This window comes from Lactiplantibacillus sp. B652 (assembly GCF_023806745.1).
GTDB classification, from domain to species: domain Bacteria; phylum Bacillota; class Bacilli; order Lactobacillales; family Lactobacillaceae; genus Lactiplantibacillus; species Lactiplantibacillus pentosus.
Genome location: NZ_JAMSKY010000005.1, coordinates 55,528 through 76,979, shown reverse-complemented (window position 1 = coordinate 76,979; position 21,452 = coordinate 55,528). Strand labels below are relative to the sequence as shown.

The 21,452-nt window shown below is 46.9% G+C and carries 18 protein-coding genes, 1 other RNA gene and 1 other annotated feature; of the genes, 12 read left to right on the top strand and 7 right to left on the bottom strand.

Annotation, left to right across the window (positions count from 1 at the left end):
- Positions 1 to 435 precede the first annotated feature (435 nt).
- The 4 genes from MZO40_RS07900 to MZO40_RS07885 all read right to left on the bottom strand — a co-directional run bounded on the left by MZO40_RS07900 (position 436) and on the right by MZO40_RS07885 (position 2,983).
- Positions 436 to 918 carry a universal stress protein gene (locus MZO40_RS07900; protein ID WP_003644650.1) on the bottom strand — a complete coding sequence of 161 codons (483 nt, stop codon included), beginning with the start codon at positions 916 to 918 and terminating at the stop codon, positions 436 to 438.
- 66 nt (positions 919 to 984) lie between these two features.
- Positions 985 to 1,269 (bottom strand): hypothetical protein, encoded by a 285-nt coding sequence (locus tag MZO40_RS07895; protein WP_021338337.1) that lies wholly within the window; start codon positions 1,267 to 1,269, stop codon positions 985 to 987.
- A gap of 185 nt (positions 1,270 to 1,454) precedes the next feature.
- Positions 1,455 to 1,642: non-coding RNA, 6S RNA (ssrS, locus tag MZO40_RS07890), on the bottom strand.
- 60 nt (positions 1,643 to 1,702) lie between these two features.
- Positions 1,703 to 2,983 carry a replication-associated recombination protein A gene (locus MZO40_RS07885; protein ID WP_050339385.1) on the bottom strand — a complete coding sequence of 427 codons (1,281 nt, stop codon included), beginning with the start codon at positions 2,981 to 2,983 and terminating at the stop codon, positions 1,703 to 1,705.
- 363 nt (positions 2,984 to 3,346) lie between these two features.
- Here MZO40_RS07885 and gshAB point away from each other — a divergent pair, with 363 nt between their 5' ends.
- The 3 genes from gshAB (at position 3,347) to MZO40_RS07870 (ending at position 6,822) form a co-directional block, all read left to right on the top strand.
- The gene (gene gshAB / locus MZO40_RS07880) at positions 3,347 to 5,596 is read left to right on the top strand and encodes a bifunctional glutamate--cysteine ligase GshA/glutathione synthetase GshB (RefSeq protein ID WP_105962032.1); all 2,250 of its coding nucleotides are present in this window, start codon (positions 3,347 to 3,349) and stop codon (positions 5,594 to 5,596) included.
- Between the two features lie 322 nt (positions 5,597 to 5,918).
- Entirely contained in the window at positions 5,919 to 6,209 is a 291-nt protein-coding gene (locus MZO40_RS07875) for an autorepressor SdpR family transcription factor (protein ID WP_003639197.1), read from the top strand.
- Positions 6,196 to 6,822: a DUF1648 domain-containing protein gene (locus MZO40_RS07870; protein WP_252133208.1), complete on the top strand. Its 627-nt coding sequence runs from the start codon at positions 6,196 to 6,198 to the stop codon at positions 6,820 to 6,822. The genes MZO40_RS07875 and MZO40_RS07870 overlap by 14 nt, the downstream gene beginning before the upstream one ends.
- 63 nt (positions 6,823 to 6,885) lie before the next feature.
- On the opposite strand, the gene MZO40_RS07865 is transcribed toward MZO40_RS07870, so the two are convergent.
- A complete protein-coding gene (locus MZO40_RS07865) occupies positions 6,886 to 7,350 on the bottom strand; it encodes a YueI family protein (protein WP_105962034.1) in 465 nt (154 codons plus the stop codon).
- A gap of 131 nt (positions 7,351 to 7,481) precedes the next feature.
- Here MZO40_RS07865 and MZO40_RS07860 point away from each other — a divergent pair, with 131 nt between their 5' ends.
- The 3 genes from MZO40_RS07860 (at position 7,482) to MZO40_RS07850 (ending at position 9,576) form a co-directional block, all read left to right on the top strand.
- Positions 7,482 to 8,090, top strand: coding sequence for a DUF1054 domain-containing protein (locus tag MZO40_RS07860; protein ID WP_105962035.1), 609 nt, complete (start codon positions 7,482 to 7,484; stop codon positions 8,088 to 8,090).
- Between the two features lie 171 nt (positions 8,091 to 8,261).
- Positions 8,262 to 8,591: a hypothetical protein gene (locus MZO40_RS07855; protein ID WP_105919795.1), complete on the top strand. Its 330-nt coding sequence runs from the start codon at positions 8,262 to 8,264 to the stop codon at positions 8,589 to 8,591.
- A gap of 358 nt (positions 8,592 to 8,949) precedes the next feature.
- Positions 8,950 to 9,576 (top strand): LytTR family DNA-binding domain-containing protein, encoded by a 627-nt coding sequence (locus tag MZO40_RS07850; RefSeq protein WP_252133207.1) that lies wholly within the window; start codon positions 8,950 to 8,952, stop codon positions 9,574 to 9,576.
- Between the two features lie 92 nt (positions 9,577 to 9,668).
- On the opposite strand, the gene rpsD is transcribed toward MZO40_RS07850, so the two are convergent.
- Both rpsD and MZO40_RS07840 read right to left on the bottom strand, forming a co-directional pair.
- Positions 9,669 to 10,277 carry a 30S ribosomal protein S4 gene (rpsD, locus tag MZO40_RS07845; protein WP_003641475.1) on the bottom strand — a complete coding sequence of 203 codons (609 nt, stop codon included), beginning with the start codon at positions 10,275 to 10,277 and terminating at the stop codon, positions 9,669 to 9,671.
- A gap of 201 nt (positions 10,278 to 10,478) precedes the next feature.
- Entirely contained in the window at positions 10,479 to 10,940 is a 462-nt protein-coding gene (locus MZO40_RS07840; RefSeq protein WP_021338328.1) for a GAF domain-containing protein, read from the bottom strand.
- Between the two features lie 170 nt (positions 10,941 to 11,110).
- Here MZO40_RS07840 and ezrA point away from each other — a divergent pair, with 170 nt between their 5' ends.
- From ezrA to MZO40_RS07810, 6 genes are all read left to right on the top strand, one after another.
- The gene (ezrA, locus tag MZO40_RS07835; RefSeq protein WP_105962037.1) at positions 11,111 to 12,832 is read left to right on the top strand and encodes a septation ring formation regulator EzrA; all 1,722 of its coding nucleotides are present in this window, start codon (positions 11,111 to 11,113) and stop codon (positions 12,830 to 12,832) included.
- 270 nt (positions 12,833 to 13,102) lie between these two features.
- Positions 13,103 to 14,257, top strand: coding sequence for a cysteine desulfurase family protein (locus tag MZO40_RS07830; RefSeq protein WP_050339368.1), 1,155 nt, complete (start codon positions 13,103 to 13,105; stop codon positions 14,255 to 14,257).
- Between the two features lie 17 nt (positions 14,258 to 14,274).
- Entirely contained in the window at positions 14,275 to 15,492 is a 1,218-nt protein-coding gene (gene thiI / locus MZO40_RS07825) for a tRNA uracil 4-sulfurtransferase ThiI (protein WP_105919792.1), read from the top strand.
- A gap of 1,008 nt (positions 15,493 to 16,500) precedes the next feature.
- The gene (locus tag MZO40_RS07820) at positions 16,501 to 17,730 is read left to right on the top strand and encodes a glutamate--cysteine ligase (RefSeq protein WP_105962038.1); all 1,230 of its coding nucleotides are present in this window, start codon (positions 16,501 to 16,503) and stop codon (positions 17,728 to 17,730) included.
- A 160-nt stretch (positions 17,731 to 17,890) separates the two neighbouring features.
- Positions 17,891 to 18,385 carry a thiol peroxidase gene (tpx, locus tag MZO40_RS07815; protein WP_050339365.1) on the top strand — a complete coding sequence of 165 codons (495 nt, stop codon included), beginning with the start codon at positions 17,891 to 17,893 and terminating at the stop codon, positions 18,383 to 18,385.
- A gap of 37 nt (positions 18,386 to 18,422) precedes the next feature.
- Positions 18,423 to 18,656: a binding site (T-box leader), on the top strand.
- Between the two features lie 51 nt (positions 18,657 to 18,707).
- Entirely contained in the window at positions 18,708 to 21,377 is a 2,670-nt protein-coding gene (locus MZO40_RS07810; RefSeq protein ID WP_105962039.1) for a valine--tRNA ligase, read from the top strand.
- Positions 21,378 to 21,452 lie beyond the last annotated feature (75 nt).

Genomic DNA, 21,452 nt, shown 5'->3' with positions numbered 1-21,452 from the left:
AGTAACATTTAGGAAATCTTCCGGTACATAAATACCATAAAGCATCACAGTTTCCGCTTGATCATTTGCCTGAAGAACTAGGCACTTAAGATTCAGTGGTCAATTGTACCTAGATAGGTGGCCGTTCATCCGCCATTCGAGCGGCTTCCCGACTGGAGGGGCTGGCGGACAATGCTCAAGGGCGATGTCCGCCCTGTTCCAGCGTTGTCAGCCGGCCCTGGAAGTCGGAATAAGGAGATCACCGGCTGACGAACAGCAATCCGAAACAGCATGATTTAAGCATCTTTACTGCTAAAGAATAACCAGCACAATGGGTCAACATTATAGACGACAATCAGGAGGACTTTGAAATCCTGTGTAACTTAAGGCGATCAAGCACAAAAAGACGCGCCAAGACTTTTCAGCCTTTAGCGCGTCAATCATGATTAATAAAGCTTATTTCTTCTTAGGTTTTGGTGCAGGCTTATTTTCTAAGTCAGTCCGAACCACGAGCACGTCACAAACAGCCATCCGGGTGACATATTCAGTGACGGAACCAATCAATAAGCGTTCAACGGCATTTAAACCGGTGGCGCCAATCATGATTAAGTCAATGCCCATGTCCTTAGGAACGTCCCGTGCGATAATCGTCTTTGGTGCGCCATACTCAATGGAGTAATCGACGTTATCTAAGCCGTCCGCTTTAGCCTCAGCAACATACTTGTCCAGTGTCTTTTGTGCGGTATCCGTAACTTGTTCAACCATGGTCGTATCAAAACTAGAAATGTTTTGGAATGCCCGGGTGTCAACCACGTGCACCATGTGAACGGAAGCGTTAGGGCCGTTCCGTTTCGCGACCGCGACCGCCTTCTTGAATGCTAATTCCGCTTCATAGGAACCATCAACAGGAACTAAAATGTGTTGGTATTGTTGTAACATCATTCTCACCCCTCATTATTTTATAACTATATTGTAAAGGTTTTCGTAAAAAATAAAAAGCGTTTTCTATGAGATTTGCATAAAACTGACCAAAATTAGTGCGATGGCCATCATAATTAGTGAACCACTGGCCAGCACAATGGCGATCAGCATCGTCGTTTGGACAAAAATGGCGACCAGGCAGCCGAGTGTAACGAGTAACATCAAACTACCACCATAACGGGCGACGTGTTTGATGGTGGGTGCCTTATTTGGGTCGAAAAATAGAAACGGCCGTGACTGATGGGTCAGTAAGTAGTAACTGAGCCACCCGGCAATTAGGGTATAAAGGACGAGCAGTAAAGTAATCAAAATGTGCCTCCAATAGTGATGATGGTTTTATTTTAGCGGATTCCAGAACGGAAGACAACTGCAACGCAGGGGATGAAATGCCGGGCGCAGATTGGACCGTCAGCGAACCAACCGTTTAGCGGGCGCATAAAATTGTGAATAAAAAAAGGGCCAGGACAAGTCCTGACCGACGGAAGTAAACTTCCGGAAAAACTAGTGGTGCCGTTAATCGCCCTTCAGTATTGACCCGCTTCAAGGCAGGTGGGACGTTCTGACTAATCCGCTAACTACCAAAGGATAAGGCATGTTATGGGATTAGCTAACGGACATCCCAAAGTAGTATTAATTGTTCGGCAACACTTTGTTTAGAGCAATGCGCACACCTTAGTAATTTCGACTCTTAGTCTAGCATATAAAAATAAAAGTTGCAATTATAAGCACAGCTTCGCGATTGTTAGCGGTTTCGTGCGTTGGCTTTTAATAATTTTTCGTATTGCTGGGCGAGGGCAGTTTCGTAGCGACCATTCGTTTTCGGTTCGTAGTACTGGTCAGACTTGATCGCGTCTGGTAAGTACTGTTGCGCGACCCAGTCTCCGGGGTGGTCGTGGGGAAAATCATAGCCGACACCGTGACCGAGTTTAGCCGCCCCTTGATAATGGGCGTCCTTGATGTCGTCTGGAATATCACCGAAGTGTCCGTTGCGAACCGTCGTCAAAGCGGCATCAATTGCACTGATTCCAGAATTGGACTTCGGCGATAAAGCCAGCTCGATGACCGCGTCGGCTAGTGGAATGCGTGCTTCCGGAAAGCCCAGTTGGTCAGCGGCTTGAACAGCCGAGACGGTATGGGCACATGCGGCTGGATTTGCTAGACCAATGTCCTCATATGCGATGACCATCAGGCGGCGCATGATACTCTTTAGGTCACCGGCTTCCACCAACCGGGCGAGATAATGTAAGGCTGCATTGACGTCTGACCCACGAATCGATTTTTGAAAAGCGGAGATGACATCGTAGTGGGCGTCGCCATCTTTGTCAGCTGAAAGGGCCTTTTTCTGTAAACATTCTTCAATTGTGGCTTGCGAAATGGTGATCGTCCCATCCTCAGCTGGGGTCGAAGAAAGTACCGCGAGTTCCAGTCCGTTAAGCGCACTCCGTAAATCACCATTGGTGGCCGTGCAGAGATGATGCATGGCAGCGGGATCCAGATCCACTTGATAATTACCGAGACCGTTAGTTTTGTCAGCAAGCGCCCGTTCAATTGCGTGCTGGATATCGTCAGCGGTCAGTGGGAAAACTTGAAAAATTTGCGTCCGACTGCGAATCGCCGGATTGATACTGATGTAGGGATTTTCAGTCGTGGCACCGATCAAAATGATGCGGCCACTTTCTAAGTGGGGCAATAAAAAGTCTTGTTTGGTTTTATCGAGTCGGTGGATTTCATCAAGCAGTAAGATTACAGTCCCGCTCATTTTAGCCTCTTCGGCGACGATTTGGAGTTGCTTTTTACTATCGGTCGCCGCGTTGAGCATTCGGAAGGCGTACTTAGTCGAGCCCGCAATCGCGCTGGCGATACTCGTCTTGCCGGTACCCGGTGGCCCGTACAAAATCATGGATGATAACCGTTTGGCTTTGACCATCCGCGCAATGATTTTGCCCGGACCGACCAATTGTTGCTGACCGACAACGTCTTCAAGTGTTTTCGGACGCATGCGATAAGCTAATGGTTGTTGCATCGTGTAATTCCTCCTTGCAAAACTAGTCCCAACTATTATAGCATTTACAGTGACCGACACCGAATAATAGGTTTACGTGTTGTGTTGATTATGATATGACAATAAAGATGATTAAACGCGCCAGTTCTTAAGCACCAAACCCGCCAGTTTGGACCCGCTGGGAGCAGTGGGGTGCTACGTGAGTTTCAATCGATGCCGCCTCGTTTTAGCGTTGTCGGCAGCCCTGAAAGTTGGATTAGGAAATAGACTCGACTGACTAACGGTAAACCAGCTACTGGCACGTTTTAATCATCAATTACGAAGATTAACTCGCACAATGCGCATAGGTTTAGAAGACTAAATAAAAAATAAGGATTGATCATTATGGAATTAGATGCAGTTGGTAAAGCAATTGTTCAGTATCATTTGGTCCCGCTCGTTCATCAGACGAACCTCGGGCTGGAAGTCACAATGCAGCGTGTTGATCGCCAGGGCCACCTCGCGACCACACCACATCCGCAGAGGTTTGGCAGTCCTCAGCAAAATCGGCAATTGCGACCGGGCTTTGCGGCTAGTACGTTAAAAATAGCCACACCCGTTCGGCACACGATTCCAACGTTGATGGCCGACTTGAACGGGCTAAACATGGCCGCTCGTCGGACGTTAGCAGCTGATGAACAGCTCTGGCCGCTGTCAAGTACACCAGTCTTGCCGGAAGACTTATCGACGATTCAACTGGCGGATGTTGACCAAACGAGTTACCAGCACCGCCGTGACTTGGCTCAGCAGACGGACCTCCAGAAACTACTGACGACTGGGACGCACGTGAATTTGAGCCTCAATGAGCAACTATTTACGCGGCTGTATACCGAAGTTTTTCATCAGCAATATCATAGTTACGTCAATTTTCGCAACGTGATTTATTTGAAAGTCGCACAGGGCTTTGTGCGGATGAACTGGCTGATTCAGTATCTATTTGGAGCATCACCGCGATTAGCTGTGACCGATACCAAGACGCGGCCACGGCGCAGTAGCGTTCAGCATCCAGATGGGCGCTACCAACCGGTCACTGGGGACTACACGACGATTGACCGCTACGTTGCGAAATTAACGGCTGCGGTGCGTCAAGAGCAGTTGTTATCTGTGAACGATTTCGATGGTCCAGTTCGGTTTCACAGTAATGGCCAGTTAGCTACGATGGCACGCCAAGGGGTCTACTATGTTGAGTACCGCGGCCTTGACCTGGATCCAACCAAGGCCAACGGGGTCGACGCCAATGCCATCGCGTTGATGCGTCTATTGGCCAGTTATTTCGTGATGATGCCTGGTTTGCCAACCAAACTGGTGCCACAAGTCAATGCCCAGGCGGACCAATTAACCCAGCAGGTTTTAGCTGAAAATCCAACGACCGCCAGTGCTCAGGCCATTCCGGCAGCGCAAGTTTTAGATGCACTGGCCGATTTCGTGAAAGCTTATGGATTGCCGAATGATGACGCCGTGTTGTTGAAACAGTTAAAGCAACGGGTCACCGATCCGAAAAAGACCCCGAGTGCGCGGATTGCCAATGAATCAGAACCGTTAACTTGGGCGTTGCAACAGGCAACTAACTATCAGGAAGTAGCAACCGAACGGCCATTTGAACTCGATGGCTTTACTGGACTGGATATTTCCAGCCAACAAGTGGTGCAGGCGGCGCTGACACGTGGTATTCAGGCCGATGTGATCGACGAGTCCACAAATATTTTACGATTAACGAAGCTCGGTCAATCATGGCTGGTGGTCAATGGCAGCGGCACTGATTTGAATCCACAAGCCTTGACGACGGTTTTGCAACATAAAGCTGCCGCCAAACAAGTCTTAGCTGAACACGGGGTGCAGGTGCCTGCTTCACAGACTTACCATTCGGCCAACCAGTTAATCGACGACTATGACCGGTACGTCCAAGCGGGCGGTATCGTGTTAAAAGCTGCGGATGCGACGCATAAAGTGGTCGTTTTCCGGATCATGCCAGAACGGCAGTTGTTCGAACAAGTCGTCCGGCAATTATTTGAGCAAACGCGTGCGGTAATGGCGGAAGAAGTCGTGGTTGCTTCAAGCTATCGCTTCTTAGTCATTGGTGGGCACGTTCAGGCGATTGTTGAGCGGCTCCCTGCTAACATCGTTGGGGATGGTCGTTCCACCGTTGAGGCCTTACTTGCGCGCAAAAATGGCCGAGCATTGCGTGGACCTGCCTTCCAGTACCCACAATCAGAACTTCAACTAGGGACAATCGAACGTTATCGGTTGGCTTCCTACCATCTTGATTTAGACTCGGTCGTCAGTCGTGGAACACAGATTTTATTGCGTGAAGATGCGACCTTTGGGAATGGGGCAGACGTCCTCGATGCGACTGATGACATGCATCAATCGTATATTGAAGCGGTTGAAAAGTTGGTGGCGGACTTACAGTTATCCGTGGCCGGTGTGGATGTTATGATCCCCAACCTATACGCCGAATTAGTGCCTGAGCATCCCGAAATGGCGGTCTATCTGGGAATTCATGCCGCACCATACTTGTATCCACACTTATTCCCAACATTTGGGACGGCGCGGCCGGTGGCGGATACGTTGGTGGAGACGTTGTTTGCGGAGTAGGGGCCGGCAGACTAGTCTCTGGTTGTGACAGTGCAAGGCAAATATATTGCGCCTCGTAATCGGCAGCGTATGCTAGTCTCAGTGCACACTAAAATAGCAGGCATCATCCTGAAACTTACGACAGAAAATCGGCTTTTAAGCCCCAACTTAAAAACCGATTTTTTGCGTCGAAATGGTTGACCTAAACGTTGAAGCCAAGCATCAAAGCATCTAGGAAATCTGTTTCGAAATTTTTCTAAATACTCCCTTGTGTTTCAAACAACTCGTTGTTATAATCTATTTAGAGATATATCTAAATAGGTAGTGAGAAGGTGGGGTTCAGATGGCATTGAATACAACGTTCAAGGCGATTGCTGACCCGGTGAGACGGCAAATTCTGGAGGAGTTGCGACAGAATCGACAGTCGGCGGGCGAAATTGCCGCACACTTTAATTTGAGCCAAGCGACGGTTTCGTATCACCTGAAATTATTGAGGTCCGCGGGTTTGGTTACCGTCACTAAAGAAAAAAATTATTTGTATTATGAGTTAAATGCGAGTGTGTTCGAAGAGATGTTGACGTGGCTGTATCGGTTCAGCGGCAAGCAGGGGGATGACAATAATGATGAAGCGTAGCGTGCAATTATGGTTGAGTTATATTGTGATTTTATTACCGATTTTGTATGGCGTGGCCAACTATCAAGCGTTACCAGTCCGAATGGCAATTCATTTCAACTTGGATAATCAGCCGAATGGCATGGCAAGTAAAGTGGTGGTCGTTTTTGGCTTGCCATTGTTAATGGTGGTTTTTCAACTGATCTGCGTGGGAGCTACACGTCTGAATGCGACCCACAAAGGGCCAGCGCCACGATTTGAGCGGATGATGATTTGGATCGTGCCCGTACTGTCTGGCGTGATTTATGCCACCACGATTAGCTACAATTTGGGCCATCGGATGGATATTTGGCGGATTGCCATCAGCTTGGTGGCGTTCATCTTCATGGCAATTGGCAACTACTTGCCGACGATTAGTGCCAATCAGTACGCACAGGTGCGGCGTGGCACCCGGCCGATTCATCCGATGGTTTGGCGGCGCGTGCGGTATTGGTTAGGTTACACCTTAGTTGGTGGCGGGATATTGTTATTATTAAGCGTCATGACCACGCAGGTGATTGCGATCATCGTCATGGTCGTCGTTATCTTGGCGTTATTCGCAATGAGTTTGTATAGTACGTTAGCGCATAGCTAGCGCATGAAAAAAGCCCGGACGACTTCAAGTTTAAAGTCGTCCGGGCTTTTGTTATCTGAATGCTTATAATAATTTTTTGAATTTATCTAACAACCCAGCTGGCTTGTTATCATCTTCGTCAGTCGACGTGCTTTGTGCTGGATAGCGGTGAGCAATATCAATATCGTCTTGGTTGATGGCCGTTGCCGCGGTGAACACCAGGGCGTAATTGTCATCAGCGGTACGATAAATATCATCCGTTTTGATGGTGAATTTGATATTGGCGTGACTCGCAGCCTTGATGTATGGCCCAATCAAGTCCTGTTCCAGATTGCCATTGATGAATAGTTGGTTATCGGGATGGGCCGCAAAAGCCTGGGTCAGTGCATCGACGTAGTCTGCCTGCTTAATTTGCGCCACGGTCACTGCGACTTCGACGCGTTCACGAAATGTCCCAAGGTACTTTCGTTGTTCGTCGGGATGCAGCTTTGGCGTCCCGTGGATGGCAGTTTCGATTCGATCGACCGGTTGTTTGTCTGTTTCAGCCATTGTCTAACATCCTTTCCTAGATAGTAATTATCATTGTAGCATGTTACCGTCAGAATAGCGAAGAGAAGGGGGTGGCGTTCGGATTGGTGGTGCGGTATGGTTAGTGTAAACGACTGATGGAGATGAGTCTCGTGTTTACGAATCAAGATTTTGAAATCTTTAACGACCCGACACTGGCTGGACGGATGCAGCTGATCAAAACGGTGATTGACCCGAAGTTTGAGCAACTGGCACCGCTGATTATTGATCACTTACAACAGCCAAACGGTGCGCTATTTTATGCCCATGTTGCCAAACATCTGCGGCGCCACAAGAATCCGCCGGTAGATACGTGGGTGGCTTTTAGTCAAAATAAGCGGAGTTATAAGGCCTGGCCGCATTTTGAACTCGGTTTGTGGCCCGACCGGCTCTTTATCTATTTTGATATTTTGGACGAATGTAAGCCTAGTGTTCAGGCTAAAATGGCGATTAAAGATTTAACGCCCAAGCTCATGGCGTTGCCCGCTGGTTATGTCATCAGTAATAATCACGGTGAAGCCAAGACAATGCCCGCCACTCCCGCTAATATTACGGCAGCAATTCAGAAATTTGATCAGTATAAACATAGTGAACTGGTCGTGGGGCGGTCGGTTCAAGTAGGAGACCCGTTGTTTGATAATCCGGCTGAACTAACGGCGACGATTTTGGCAACGTTTGAGCAGTTACTCCCGATTTATGATCAAGTGATGAACAATAGATAGTCAAAAGCGGGCGATGAGACGGGTGAAAAATCGCATTCAGCCACTTAAGCGTCCTAGTATCCTGTTTGGGAGAATAGCTGGTAGCCGGTGGCCAAAAGGATTATAACCTTGTTGAAAGACAAAATCTTTCGAGTTAGCGAAAATTTTGTAAGGCACAAGGGGGTAATTAGGATGGATGCAGATGCCGAAACTTTGGAACAGTTGATTGAAACTGCCTATCAAGAGCCTGTTGATAATCAGCAGTCGATTTCATATAAAAACGGCCTGAAACGGATGATACACGAATTGAGGAACGGCAAGGGGACTCAATTCGTGATGATTGACTTGTATCATAATTTTCGCGAAAACGATATGGTACCGGTGATGCTGCCAACTAATAATCAGAAATTGTACCAATATACGTGGCACATGTTGCTGCTGTTGCGTGAAAAAGAATTGAAGAATCGCCATCTAATCTCGCAGCTTGCTGAAACGCCAACCATTTTTGATCCTTATCTGTAAATTATTGATGTCATTCAGATTGAGTGGAAACGGACAGTTAATTTAAGTCGCTATAGCGCTGCTTAGATCAACTGTCCGTTTTAGTGTATGAAACAAGAGACGCGATTGATAGAGAACGTCCAAGCGATATGCTAGACTTTGTGGTGTAAAGCGTTAGGTTTAATCATTGTATCTTGTCTTCTAGTGTTGCCATGAAAAACAGCGTTGATGGGGGAAATCAATGAAATTCGATGTTTGCATTTGTTCTGAAGACTTCGCAAGTGGGGAATGTTTTTGTCAGAAATTCAATGGTGGGCCTGAATTATTGTTAGTCAAACGCGTCTGCCATTTGTCGTCATTAAAACGCGTCGCACGATATTTGACGCAAAAACCCAATTATCAGGTTTATTTTGTGGTTTTTGCCCATTGGGACACGTATGCCTTAAAGGTTTGCCGGCTGATTAGAGCGGTTGATAAATTCGCAGTGATCAGTTTAGTCACTACGCAGCCCGTAAATGCGATGGCAATTATCCAGTCACGTGTTTACCCACTAAATACGTACAGCATAGGCGACAGCGACTTGAATCGGCGAATTGTGACTGATCTGAAAGCGAGTTTGCGTTTGCCGATGATTGGTAGTAGTCAGAAGAACGGGGGCTGGTTTTTCTTTGAAAATAAATCGATCAGTTTGCAGCTGCCGCTGTTGGACGTCAACTACTTTCAGACGGCTGATGAACCACACAAGATTGACGTGGTGACTAATTTTTCCAAACGAACCGTGACCGCAAAGCTATCGGAAATAGTGGTTGCTAACCCGAGCTTTATTCGTGTTCATCGGTCATTTGTAGTGAATGTGCCCAATATTGAAGTGATGGATCGCTCGCTTCAAATGTTAATGATGAATAATGGTGATCAGATACCGGTTGCTAGGAGGATGATGGCTGAAGTGGGTGCAAGAATTCGAAGCTTTAATGCAGGCGAGGGCGGCGTCATTGGGGTTCAGTAGTATGCCTAGAAGCGCCCGATTCTTGAACAGCTAAATCGTTAAAAGAACACAAAAAAACCGCCGCAACCGCGACGGTTTTTAATAACCGGAAATTAAAGCTTGTTGTAGTATTCAACGATTAATGATTCGTCGATATCTGCTTCAAGTTCTTCACGTTCTGGTAAACGAGTTAATGAGCCTTCAAGCTTATCAGCATCGAATTGAACGAAGTTAGGACGTGCAACCACGGCTTCAACGGCGCCAGTGATAACAGCCAACTTCTTGGACTTTTCACGAACTGAGACAACTTGGCCAACACTAACTTCGTATGAAGGGATGTCAACGCGCTTGCCATCAACAGTGATGTGACCATGGTTTACTAATTGACGTGCTTGACGACGAGTCGTTGCCAAACCTAAACGGTAAACCATGTTATCCAAACGACGTTCGAGTAAGATCATGAAGTTAACACCATGCTTACCTTCGCGAATCTTACCAGCTTTGATGAATAAGTTAGCGAATTGACGTTCAGTTAAACCGTACATCATCCGTAACTTTTGCTTTTCACGTAATTGAGTACCGTATTCTGAAAGCTTACCACGACGACCTTGGCCATGATCACCAGGTGCGTAAGGGCGGCGAGCTAATTCTTTACCAGTACCTGAAAGGGACATTCCCAAACGACGGGAAATCTTCCAACTTGGACCTGTATAACGAGACATAAAATGTTTCCTCCAATAATTTTAGTTGGAGTAAAATAATCCGATGTAAGTTCGATATTCGTTCAGATTGGACTGCAGGGTTCACCATTGCAGCCGCAGGTTACTAACTGACCAAAATATTGGCACCAATCTGTTGACGAGCTTACCCACTTACTGCTGCATTATTTTACACAAAGAGTAGCATAACACGTTTGGTAATGGTTAGTCAATGTGCGTCGTTAAAATTGCGACGAATTCGGTTAATTCAGCCTCATCTTCGGCACTAAAACGGTCTAAGGATGGGGAATCAACGTCGAGGACGCCAATTTGGTGACCGTCTTTGGTGATTGGAACGACGATTTCAGAATTGCTGGCACTATCGCAGGCAATGTGGCCTGGAAATTGATGAACGTCCGCGATCCGTTGGTTAGTTTGCGTTTCAAAGGCCGTACCAACGACCCCTGCACCGACTTTGATGTGCATGCAGGCAACTTTGCCTTGGAAGGGACCGAGGTCAAGCTCGCCAGTCTCATCGTTAAATAAGTAGAAGCCGGCCCAGTTCAAGTCGTCATACGTACTGTTGAGGAGGGCGCTAGCGTTGGCTAGGTTCGCGACCAAGTTCGTTTCTTGAAAAAGTAACGCGTCGAGCTGTTGGTTCATAAGTGATGTTTCGGTGGTAGCCATGGGAAAATCCTCCTTGAATGTTAACAAATTGTTACTGTCCGTTAGTTACGTCTATGTTATAATTTAAGATAGATTTTAATTGGATTTTCAGAAAAAAGCAAGGCTGCGGTTCTCAGCAGGGTGAGGCGCAACGCAATTAAAACGGAATAATTAATGTAAGGGGTATTCGTATGCAAGTAGCAATCGGCATTGTGGTGGTTGCGATTGTCATCTACGCGGCGGTCAAGGGCTTTCAATATTATATTGATAAGCAAGTCCGCCAACTGACGGAGCGCCAACAAGCGTTAGTGAAACAATCACAGACCACGGATTTCGAAAAAATTGAACAACTCGGACTAACGGGCGGCTCGTTAGAAAAGTTGGAAGCGTTGCAGAGTGCTGGTCAAGAAGTGGAAAACGACCAGTTGCCCGCAGTAAGCGATAAATTGGCGACAATTACCACCGAGGCGCGCGGCATCAAGTTCTTAGACGCCCAACAAAATCTAAAAAAAGTCGCGGCACTGTTGGATCAAATCGAACAGCGGCAGGCCGAAATTCGTGACGGGCTACAAGCCTTAGATGACGCCGATGCGGCCCACCGTCAAGCGGTTGCGAGTTTAGAGAAAAAATATCAAAACTTGCGGAAGACGTTGTTGTCGCAAAACTTCTCGTTTGGCCCGAGTATCGACAAACTTGAAGATCAGCTCGCCAACTTGGAAAGTGACTTCGATCATTTTTCTGAATTAGCGAAGGCTGGCGATCACGATGCGGCTGAAAAGGTCCTAGACCAGTTACATCATGATACCGGCGCCCTTGAAATGGATATTGACCGGATTCCACCGATTTATAAAGACTTAGTGAGTGGCTTTCCTGATCAATTAGCTGAACTAGCGAGTGGTTATCAACAATTGACCGCCCAACATTTTCACTTCGAAGTGGATTCAATCGAACCTGAGATTCAGGGCCTCAAACAAGCCATCGATGATAACACCGCGTTGCTGGGCGACTTGAAAGTCACCGATGCGGAAAATGGCAATCATGCGATTGAGAAGCGTATCGATCATTTGTACGATGTGATGCAGGCAGAAATCGACGCCAAAGCCATCGTTGACCAACGCCAAGAAGAGATCAGCAAGTTCTTGACGCACGCGATGAATCAAAACCACCGCTTACAAGTCGAATTGGACCGGTTAGCACAAAGTTATACACTCAATAACAATGAAGTTGAACGGACGCGTGAATTGAACGAGCAATTGAAGAATATTCAGGCGGTTTATCAAGCCGATACGACTGCGATTACCAGTAAGCAAGCGGTTTTCAGTGAGATTGCAGCTCACTTTGAGGAGCAGGACAAACAACTCACCGGCATTGAAGAGGAACAAGTGGCAATCAACCAGGGTGTTGCCAACTTGACTGCTGAGGAATCTAAGGCTCATGAGACCTTGCAACGGTTTGATTTTGAAATCCATGCGGTCAAACGCCAAGTGGAAAATCTGAATCTGCCAGGTTTACCTAAGGATTATCTGGATTACTTCAGGGTCGTTTCTAAGGAAATCGAGCGCTTAGACCATGATATCAATAAACTTGTGATTAACATGGATGATATTACGAAGCAACTCATCGTGATTCAGGCCGATATGGCTACCTTAAAAGAGAAGACCGATGATTTGACGGATGCTGCATTGATTGCCGAACAACTCTTGCAATATGCTAATCGTTATAAAAACAGTCATGAAGATGTTCAAGAAGCGAGTGTTGAAGCACAACGGTTGTTCAACGAAGCCCATGACTACGCACGGAGCTTGGAAGTTATTGCGACGGCGGTCGATAAGGTCGATCCTGGCTCTTACAAACGGATTGAGGACAGCTACTATGCTAATAAGCAGGCGGCTAGTTCAGATGCTGATGCTTAGTTAGCGCCAATCAAGAAGATAAATGCCAACCAGTTGGTGGTGATTGTGATGAACGCAACCACGGCCAGCTGGTTTTTGATTGGCGTCAAAAAATGCCCGACAATTGCAGGATGATTGCTTGTGAGCTTCAGCGATACTGCTGCTAGCGTCGATTAATCGCGTTTTTGAAACAAAAAATCTTGTTTCAGTCCTAATTTTTGGTATAATTGCAAAGAATTCTTATCGAAAGTAAGTGCAAGGCACACTTTCTTGGAAAGAGAAGGCGTAGTAATGATTTATTTTGACAATAGTGCGACGACGCAAGCTGCTCCCGCCGTACTAGATACTTATACGAAGGTCTCTCAGAAAATCTGGGGGAATCCTTCTAGTTTGCATAACTTTGGTGAAACAGCCTTTCATTTATTGGAACAATCGCGCCAACAGATTGCCGATTTACTCGGCGTTCAGGCGCACGAAATCTTCTTCACGTCAGGTGGGACGGAAGGTGATAATTGGGTGCTCAAGGGGACGGCGATTGAGAAACGTGCCTTTGGGAAACACCTGATTACCACGGCGGTCGAACATCCGGCTATCCACAATTCGATGGAACAGTTGAAAGAACTGGGGTATGAAGTGACGTACTTACCCGTGGACCAAGAAGGCCGTATTAACGTGGCTGATTTGAAAGCGGCGATTCGACCGGACACCATTCTGGTTTCCACGATGGCCGTCAACAATGAGATTGGTACGATTCAACCACTACTTGAAGTGGCTGATTTGTTAAAACAATATCCAAAGATTCACTTCCACATTGATGCGGTTCAAGGCATCGGCAAGGGCATTCAGAACATGATCATGAATGACCGGGTCGATTTTGTGACGTTCTCAGGCCATAAGTTTCATGCGACCCGGGGCGTGGGCTTTATTTATGCGCGGAATGGGCGCAAATTAGCACCGCTCATGAATGGTGGCGGTCAAGAAAGTAACTGGCGTTCGGGGACTGAAAACTTGCCCGCAATCGCTGGAATGGCGAAGGCCCTACGTCTATTATTGACGGGTGAGGACGAAAAGGTCACTCGCGAACGTGCCATCAAACAGCGAATCTACGACCACATCAAGACGTTCCCGAAAGTCACGATTTTTAGCCAACCGACTGATGGATTTGCACCACATATCCTGTGCTTCACGATCAATGGGGTGCGGGGCGAAACCATCGTCCACGCGTTTGAAGATCAGGGCATCTATATTTCGACGACTAGTGCTTGTTCGTCTAAGAAACACATGGCGTCAAGTACGTTGATGGCGATGCACGTGCAAGAAAATATTGCCACGAGTGCCGTCCGGGTCAGTCTTGATGAAAATAATACGTTGGCAGAAGCCGACCAATTTATCAAAGTTTTTGATCAGCTTTATCAAAAATTCTCTAAAATCAATGCAGATGCATAACGGAAAGGAACTTGTTCATGCAGTACACTGAAATTATGGTACGTTACGGCGAGTTGTCGACCAAGGGTAAGAACCGGCGGAACTTTATCGATAGCTTGGGCCGTAACGTCCGCAACGCGTTGCACGATTTTCCAACTCTAAAAGTTCATGCGAACCGTGACCGGATGCACATCATGTTAAATGATGAAGATGCTGCACCTGTCATGGATCGTTTGAAGTTAGTGTTCGGGATTCAAAACTTTTCACCAAGTATTCGAGTGGATACGGATATGGATGCGGTCTACGCGACGGCGATCGAAATGATCAAAGCCCAGTATCAACCGGGAATGACGTTTAAAATCAACACCCGTCGTTCTGACCACCACTTCGAATATGACACGAACCAGATCAACGATATGTTGGGTGGTCAAATTCTTGACCACGTCGACGGGATTCAAGTTAAGATGAAGAATCCAGACATCGTCCTGCGTGTCGAAGTTCGGTTGAATGGGATTTTCTTGTCATCCGAAACGATTCAAGGTGCTGGTGGCCTGCCAGTAGGGACTGCTGGTAAGGGGATGTTGATGTTATCTGGTGGTATCGACTCACCAGTTGCCGGTTATCTCGGGATGAAACGCGGCGTTGACATGGAGATGGTGCACTTCTTTAGTCCGCCATACACGAGTGAACAAGCGCTCGCCAAGGCCAAACAATTAGCCTCGACGCTCGCCAGTTACTCTGGTCGCGTCAAGTTTATTCAGATTCCATTCACTGAGATTCAAGAGGAAATCAAGGAAAAGGTTCCAGAAGGCTACTTGATGACCGTGCAACGGCGCTTGATGATGCGGTTGATGGACGCAGTGACGCGTCAACGGCATGGCAAGGCGATTTTCAACGGTGAATCACTTGGGCAAGTCGCCTCACAAACCATGGATAGCATGATTGCTATCAATGATGTGACGACTTTACCCGTTTTACGGCCAGTGATTTCAATGGATAAGACGGAAATCATCAAGATTGCTGAAGACATTGACACCTATGATCTATCAATCATGCCTTTTGAAGATTGCTGTACGATCTTCGCGCCACCAGCACCGAAGACCCATCCGAAGTTGGATCGTTCACGTGCTTACGAAGAACGTATCGACGTTGATGGTTTAATGGAACGTGCTTTAGCGGGAATTAAGATGACCGAGATCAAACCCGGTGAAAACTACCTTAATGCTCAAGAAGACGTTTTTGCGGAACTACTTTAATTTTTATTTAAAAACGAGTGCCTAGCTAAATTGGGTGCTCGTTTTTTTGTTGCTTAGATAAAATAAGTCATCCGTATTGTGCTAGTTAATTCGTCATGAAGCATGATTTAATCATGCCATTTTTCAAGTTCAAGAGCCGCCAGCTGCGACCCGCTGGAAACAGTGCGAGTTACCGTAAACTTGCTGTAGCGGATGCTTCCTACACCGGCTTTCAGGCATTCGAAAGGCAGACATGTGCGGACCCAACTTTTGGTTAGATTAGTCTTTGCTTCTACGCTATAGGGCCAATTTGATATTCAACTGTCAGACCGGTTCTAACAATAGATAAACTCTTTTGCCCATGCGATAAGGTATCTGACAAACATCCTCACTGAACTTGTCAGGATTTTCTCAAGTCGTTTGAGATTGCAAAATCTTCAATAACAAAGGTAATTTATCGGTTAAATTTAAGATTAGTCATCATCAAAATTAATAGTATTAAAATGAGTGAATCATATTCAGGCAATCTTCTTAGTAATTAAATGCCATCAGTCATCATCGACACCGATTAAGCTTTGCCTGAAGGACCAGTCTCCTAGTATTCAGTGGTCAATTGCACCAAGTTAGGTGGTCGTTTATCCGCCATTCGAGCGGGTTACCGACTGTAGGGGCTGGCTGACAATGCTCAAGGGCGAAGTTCTTCTTGTCCGGGTGGGGTTCCCGGGCTAGAAGAAGACTCGTATTTGAAATCGCGCAGTGGGGTTCTGCGTGAGTTCAAATCGATGTCCGCCCTGTTCCAGCGTTGTCAGCCAGCCCCGGAAGTCGGAATCGGATGCGCATCGGCTGACGAACAGCAATCCCAACCGGCATGATTTAATCATCTATAATGCTAGAGAATAACAAGCACAAAATGTCAGTAATATATCAATATTGTTGAATTAATGTGTTAGCTGACCTAAAATAATGGTCATCATTTATGAACCGATGGACTAGGTATGCTAGGATAGCGTTAGAAATGGGGCGGTGGGCATGGATTGGCAACAGTTATTGAAATTAAATTCAGTAGCAATTAATTCGAATATGCTCCAAGTCGGCCTCGAGCGTGAAGGCCAGCGGATCGTTGAAACTGGTCAATTGGCGCAAACGGATTTGGCGCCCGCTTTGATTGGAAAATTACCTGGGCTGCAGCGGGACTTCGCTGAAACTCAGGTCGAGTTAGTGACCCCAGTTTGTTCCAATGCTGAAGCTGCTGGTAGGGCGTTGACTGAATTAACGCGCCAGGTTCGCCAGGGAATCGCACCTGAACTGATTTGGCCCTTGAGTGTCCCACCGGCCTTGCCAACGGACGAAAGGCTAATTCCAATTGCAAAGCTGGACAGGGCGGCGGTCGCGTATCGTGAGGGCCTCGCGCAACGGTACGGTCGGCGTCGGCAAATGCTATCTGGTCTGCATTGCAATATCAGCTTAAATCCGGACCTGCTGACCGCATTATTTCAGACGCAGACAGAAATAACCGACCCGGTCGACTTTCGGAATCACTGCTACTTGCATATCGCGCAAAATTATTTACATTATCGGTGGCTATTAACTTATTTATATGGCTGTACGCCGCACGTTTGGCCGAATTCGGGATTTCACGAGAGTCATGGGTTAGTACGTAGTCTGCGCAATGGTCCTGAGGGCTACGTGAATCGGCCTGGCCTGCATGTTTCCTATGCGTCACTGACACAGTATTGTGATAGTTTGCAGACGGCAGTCGCCCGTGGGCAGTTAAGCGCGGTCAAAGAGTATTATGGACAAGTGCGGTTGCGTGGTGGTCGTGACTTATCGACCTTGCGCCAAACGGGCATTCAGTATTTAGAGTTACGCCAGTTAGATTTAAATCCGTGGTCGATCATCGGTGTGACCAATGAACAACTTCAAGTGGTGACGTGGTTTACCGCATTGATGTTGTGGTTGCCAAGTCCCACTGACCCGGACGCGTGGATTGACGCCGGTCAACGTGCTAACCAGCACGTGGCGTTAGAAGCGCCGACTGCGAGGACCCAATATTTTGAAACGGGGATGCGGTTGGCTGCGACGTTACGTGAGCTTGGGCAAAGCTTACATCAATCGGCAGCAGAAGACGTGGCAACGTTGATTGCAGCCAGACTACGTGCACCAGCATTGACTTTGGCTGCGCGTTGGTGTCACGAAACGCAGGGGTCAGTCACGCAAGCCACCCAATTGGCACTGCACCTTGCCGCACGTCGGATTTAACGCACTATCTTGTTGCAAATAATCCCGACCAGGAGGCTAAAAATAAATTAACGATTGATGAGGCTAAAGTTTGCGAAGCACCTGAAATTGCGGTAAATTTAAGCTATACTAGTTTCAAGGCATACATTGTCAATCATTAGTTATCGAAGGGGTGTTTTTCGTGCAAGTATTATTTCATGATCAAGCATTAGACCTAGTCGGTGAGCCACTAGAAGATGGCGATCAATTACCAAAGTTCAAAGTATTTACGACGCATGATAAGAAGATCAAGACCAAAGACTTACTTGGTAAGCCAGTCCTATTGAGTGTCATGCCCGATATTGATACGCGCGTTTGTTCGATTCAAACTAAGAAGTTCAATCAACAAGCCGATAAGTACCCCCACGTTCAGTTTGTCGCGATTTCCAACAACTCAGTAGCGGATCAAGCTGGCTGGTGTGCTAAGGAAGGCGTGAAAAATCTGACGGTGGCTTCTGATGAGGAGCTTTCCTTTGGGTATGCAACGAATCTTTATCTGCCCAATAATGGGACGTTGACACGCGCCATTTATGTAGCGGATGCGGACGGCAAGATCGTTTATCACGAAATCGTGCCCAATGTCAGTCATGAACCAAACTATGTGGCTGCACTGGAAGCTTTAAAACAATTCGAATAAAGATTGACGATAACCAGGAAATTCATTACAATAGTGACAACTAGCAATGAGCAAGAGAGTAGTGCTGAATGACGTCTTTAGAGAGAACGTGAGTAGTGGAACACGTTTGGCGTTTCAGCACGAAGGTAGCTTGCGAGCTGTTATTCTGAACGTTTAAGTAGGAATAGCCGGACGGGATACACCGTTCGTTAACAACGATGTTTAAGCTGTAAAGCAGTTACTTGTGATTGCTTTAAAATTAGGTGGTACCGCGAATCCATTCGTCCTAACTCAATTGGGATGAGTGGATTTTTTTGTACCTAAATGGAAAGGATGTGCCCCAATGTCAGAAGAACCAACTACTGATATGCCAACTAAGTATGATCCGACCGCCGTTGAAGCGGGCCGTTATCAAACTTGGCTAGACCAAGATTTATTCAAGCCTTCGGGCGATAAGAAAGCTAAACCGTATTCAATCGTGATTCCGCCGCCAAATGTTACTGGTAAGTTGCATCTAGGCCATGCTTGGGATACGACCTTACAAGATATTATTATTCGTCAGAAGCGGATGCAGGGCTTCGATACACTGTGGTTGCCAGGAATGGACCATGCGGGGATTGCCACCCAGGCAAAGGTTGAAGCCAAACTTCGTGAACAAGGCGTTAGTCGTTATGACCTCGGACGGGAGAAGTTTATTCAACAAGTCTGGGATTGGAAAGACGAATATGCGTCAATCATCAAGCAACAATGGGCCAAGATGGGGCTGTCATTAGATTATTCACGTGAACGGTTCACGATGGATGATGGCTTGTCAGACGCAGTTAAGAAAGTCTTCGTTGACTTATACAACAAGGGCTTGATTTACCGTGGCGAATACATCATCAACTGGGATCCGCAAGCACGGACCGCGTTATCTGACATTGAAGTGATTCATAAAGATGACCAGGGTGCCTTCTACCACGTCAAGTACCCATTTGCGGACAAGGATTACACGTTCAATGGTAAGCATTACATTGAAATTGCAACGACTCGTCCCGAAACCATGATGGGTGATACGGCCGTAGCGGTCAATCCAAGTGATGAACGTTATAAGGAATTAGTTGGCAAAAAGGTCATCTTGCCATTAGCCGACCGTGAAATTCCGATTATTGCGGATGCTTACGTTGACCCTGAATTTGGAACTGGGATGGTTAAAATCACGCCAGCCCACGACCCAAATGACTTCAAAGTCGGAAACCGGCATGACTTGAAGCGCATCAACACGATGAACGAAGATGCTACGATGAACGCCAACGCTGGTAAGTACGAAGGTATGGACCGCTTTGAAGCCCGTAAAGCCATGGTCAAAGATTTGGAAGACCAAGATTTGATGCTTAAGATCGATCCAATCGTGCATAGTGTTGGGCATTCTGAACGGACTGATGTTCAAGTTGAAGCCCGTTTATCAACGCAGTGGTTTGTTAAGATGAAGCCACTTGCCGAACAAGCTCTGAAGAATCAGACTGGCGACGATGCTGTCAACTTTATTCCTAAGCGCTTTGAAGATGCCTTTAAGCAGTGGATGGAAAATATTCACGACTGGGTTATCTCGCGGCAACTCTGGTGGGGCCACCGGATTCCAGCTTGGTATAACAAGACGACTGGTGAAACTTATGTCGGGGTTGATGCACCCAAGGATCCCGAAAATTGGGAACAAGACCCTGATGTTTTGGACACCTGGTTCTCCAGTGCCCTCTGGCCATTTTCAACGATGGGTTGGCCAGATACGGATGCGGAAGATTTCAAGCGTTATTTCCCGACTAACACTTTGGTTACCGGTTATGATATTTTGCCATTCTGGGTATCACGAATGATTTTCCAAAGCCTTGAATTTACGGGGCGTCGACCATTCAAGAATGTGTTATTGCATGGCTTAATTCGTGATGAGCACGGTGTTAAGATGAGTAAATCACTTGGCAATGGGATCGACCCAATGGATGTCATTCAAAAGTATGGTGCAGATGCCTTACGGTGGTTCCTATCAAACGGTTCGACGGCTGGACAAGATGTCCGGTTCAGTTACACCAAGATGGACGCTGCTTGGAACTTCATCAATAAGATCTGGAACGCCAGCCGCTACGTTATCATGAACTTGGGCGCGATGGACAAACCGGTTTTACCAGCTGCCAGTGAATGGACGTTGGCTGACAAGTGGATTTTGAGCCGTTTGAATGCCACGGTTAAACAAGTGACGACGACCTTTGACAAGTTTGACTTCGGTGAAGCCGGTCGCGCGCTCTATAACTTTATCTGGAACGACTTCTGTGACTGGTATATCGAAATGAGTAAGGAAGTGCTGACCGGGGATGACGAACAAGCTAAAGCCAACACGCAAAATGTGTTAGCCTACGTGCTCGACCAAATCTTACGGTTACTCCACCCAATCATGCCATTCGTTACAGAGAAAATCTGGTTGTCGATGCCACATGAAGGCCAATCATTAGTCGTTGCGCAATATCCGGTGGACCATCCAGAATTTGACGATGCGGACGCTGAAAGTGATATGGCTTCATTGATCGAATTGATTACGGCTGTTCGGAGTATCCGGGCTGAAGCAAATGCAAAGATGTCGTCAGCGGTCGACTTGTTGATCAAGACGGATAACGCCCGGCTACAGTCAGTCTTCAAGACTAATGAAGATTACATTCAACGGTTTGCACATCCGAAGACCTTGTCAATTGGCGCTGATGTGGTTGCACCGAAGTTAGCCATGACTCAAGTGATCAGTGATGCGGAAGTCTACATCCCACTCGCTGAATTGGTTGATCTGAATGAAGAAATCAAGAAGCTAGAAAAAGAACAGGCGAAGTTTGAGAGCGAAGTCGCACGTGCGACTAAGAAACTTGGTAACGAACGCTTTGTGGCCAACGCGCCTGAAGACGTGGTTAATAGCGAAAAAGAAAAATTAGCTGATAACCAAACCAAATTGGCTGCTTTGAAGCAACGGTTAGTCGACATTAAAGCGCAAGCTTAGTTAGTCGTATGACTCAGTTTATCGCTGAGTTAATTGGTAAAATGGTAATCGTCCCAGTTGTTCGGGAGGGTTACC

Bases quoted from the DNA above. Each gene is read 5' to 3' on its own strand.
- MZO40_RS07900 (WP_003644650.1), bottom strand. From the start codon at position 918: ATGTTACAACAATACCAACACATTTTAGTTCCTGTTGATGGTTCCTAT.
- MZO40_RS07885 (WP_050339385.1), bottom strand. From the start codon at position 2,983: ATGCAACAACCATTAGCTTATCGCATGCGTCCGAAAACACTTGAAGAC.
- gshAB (WP_105962032.1), top strand. From the start codon at position 3,347: ATGGAATTAGATGCAGTTGGTAAAGCAATTGTTCAGTATCATTTGGTC.
- MZO40_RS07875 (WP_003639197.1), top strand. From the start codon at position 5,919: ATGGCATTGAATACAACGTTCAAGGCGATTGCTGACCCGGTGAGACGG.
- MZO40_RS07870 (WP_252133208.1), top strand. From the start codon at position 6,196: ATGATGAAGCGTAGCGTGCAATTATGGTTGAGTTATATTGTGATTTTA.
- MZO40_RS07865 (WP_105962034.1), bottom strand. From the start codon at position 7,350: ATGGCTGAAACAGACAAACAACCGGTCGATCGAATCGAAACTGCCATC.
- MZO40_RS07855 (WP_105919795.1), top strand. From the start codon at position 8,262: ATGGATGCAGATGCCGAAACTTTGGAACAGTTGATTGAAACTGCCTAT.
- rpsD (WP_003641475.1), bottom strand. From the start codon at position 10,277: ATGTCTCGTTATACAGGTCCAAGTTGGAAGATTTCCCGTCGTTTGGGA.
- MZO40_RS07840 (WP_021338328.1), bottom strand. From the start codon at position 10,940: ATGGCTACCACCGAAACATCACTTATGAACCAACAGCTCGACGCGTTA.
- ezrA (WP_105962037.1), top strand. From the start codon at position 11,111: ATGCAAGTAGCAATCGGCATTGTGGTGGTTGCGATTGTCATCTACGCG.
- MZO40_RS07830 (WP_050339368.1), top strand. From the start codon at position 13,103: ATGATTTATTTTGACAATAGTGCGACGACGCAAGCTGCTCCCGCCGTA.
- thiI (WP_105919792.1), top strand. From the start codon at position 14,275: ATGCAGTACACTGAAATTATGGTACGTTACGGCGAGTTGTCGACCAAG.
- MZO40_RS07820 (WP_105962038.1), top strand. From the start codon at position 16,501: ATGGATTGGCAACAGTTATTGAAATTAAATTCAGTAGCAATTAATTCG.
- MZO40_RS07810 (WP_105962039.1), top strand. From the start codon at position 18,708: ATGTCAGAAGAACCAACTACTGATATGCCAACTAAGTATGATCCGACC.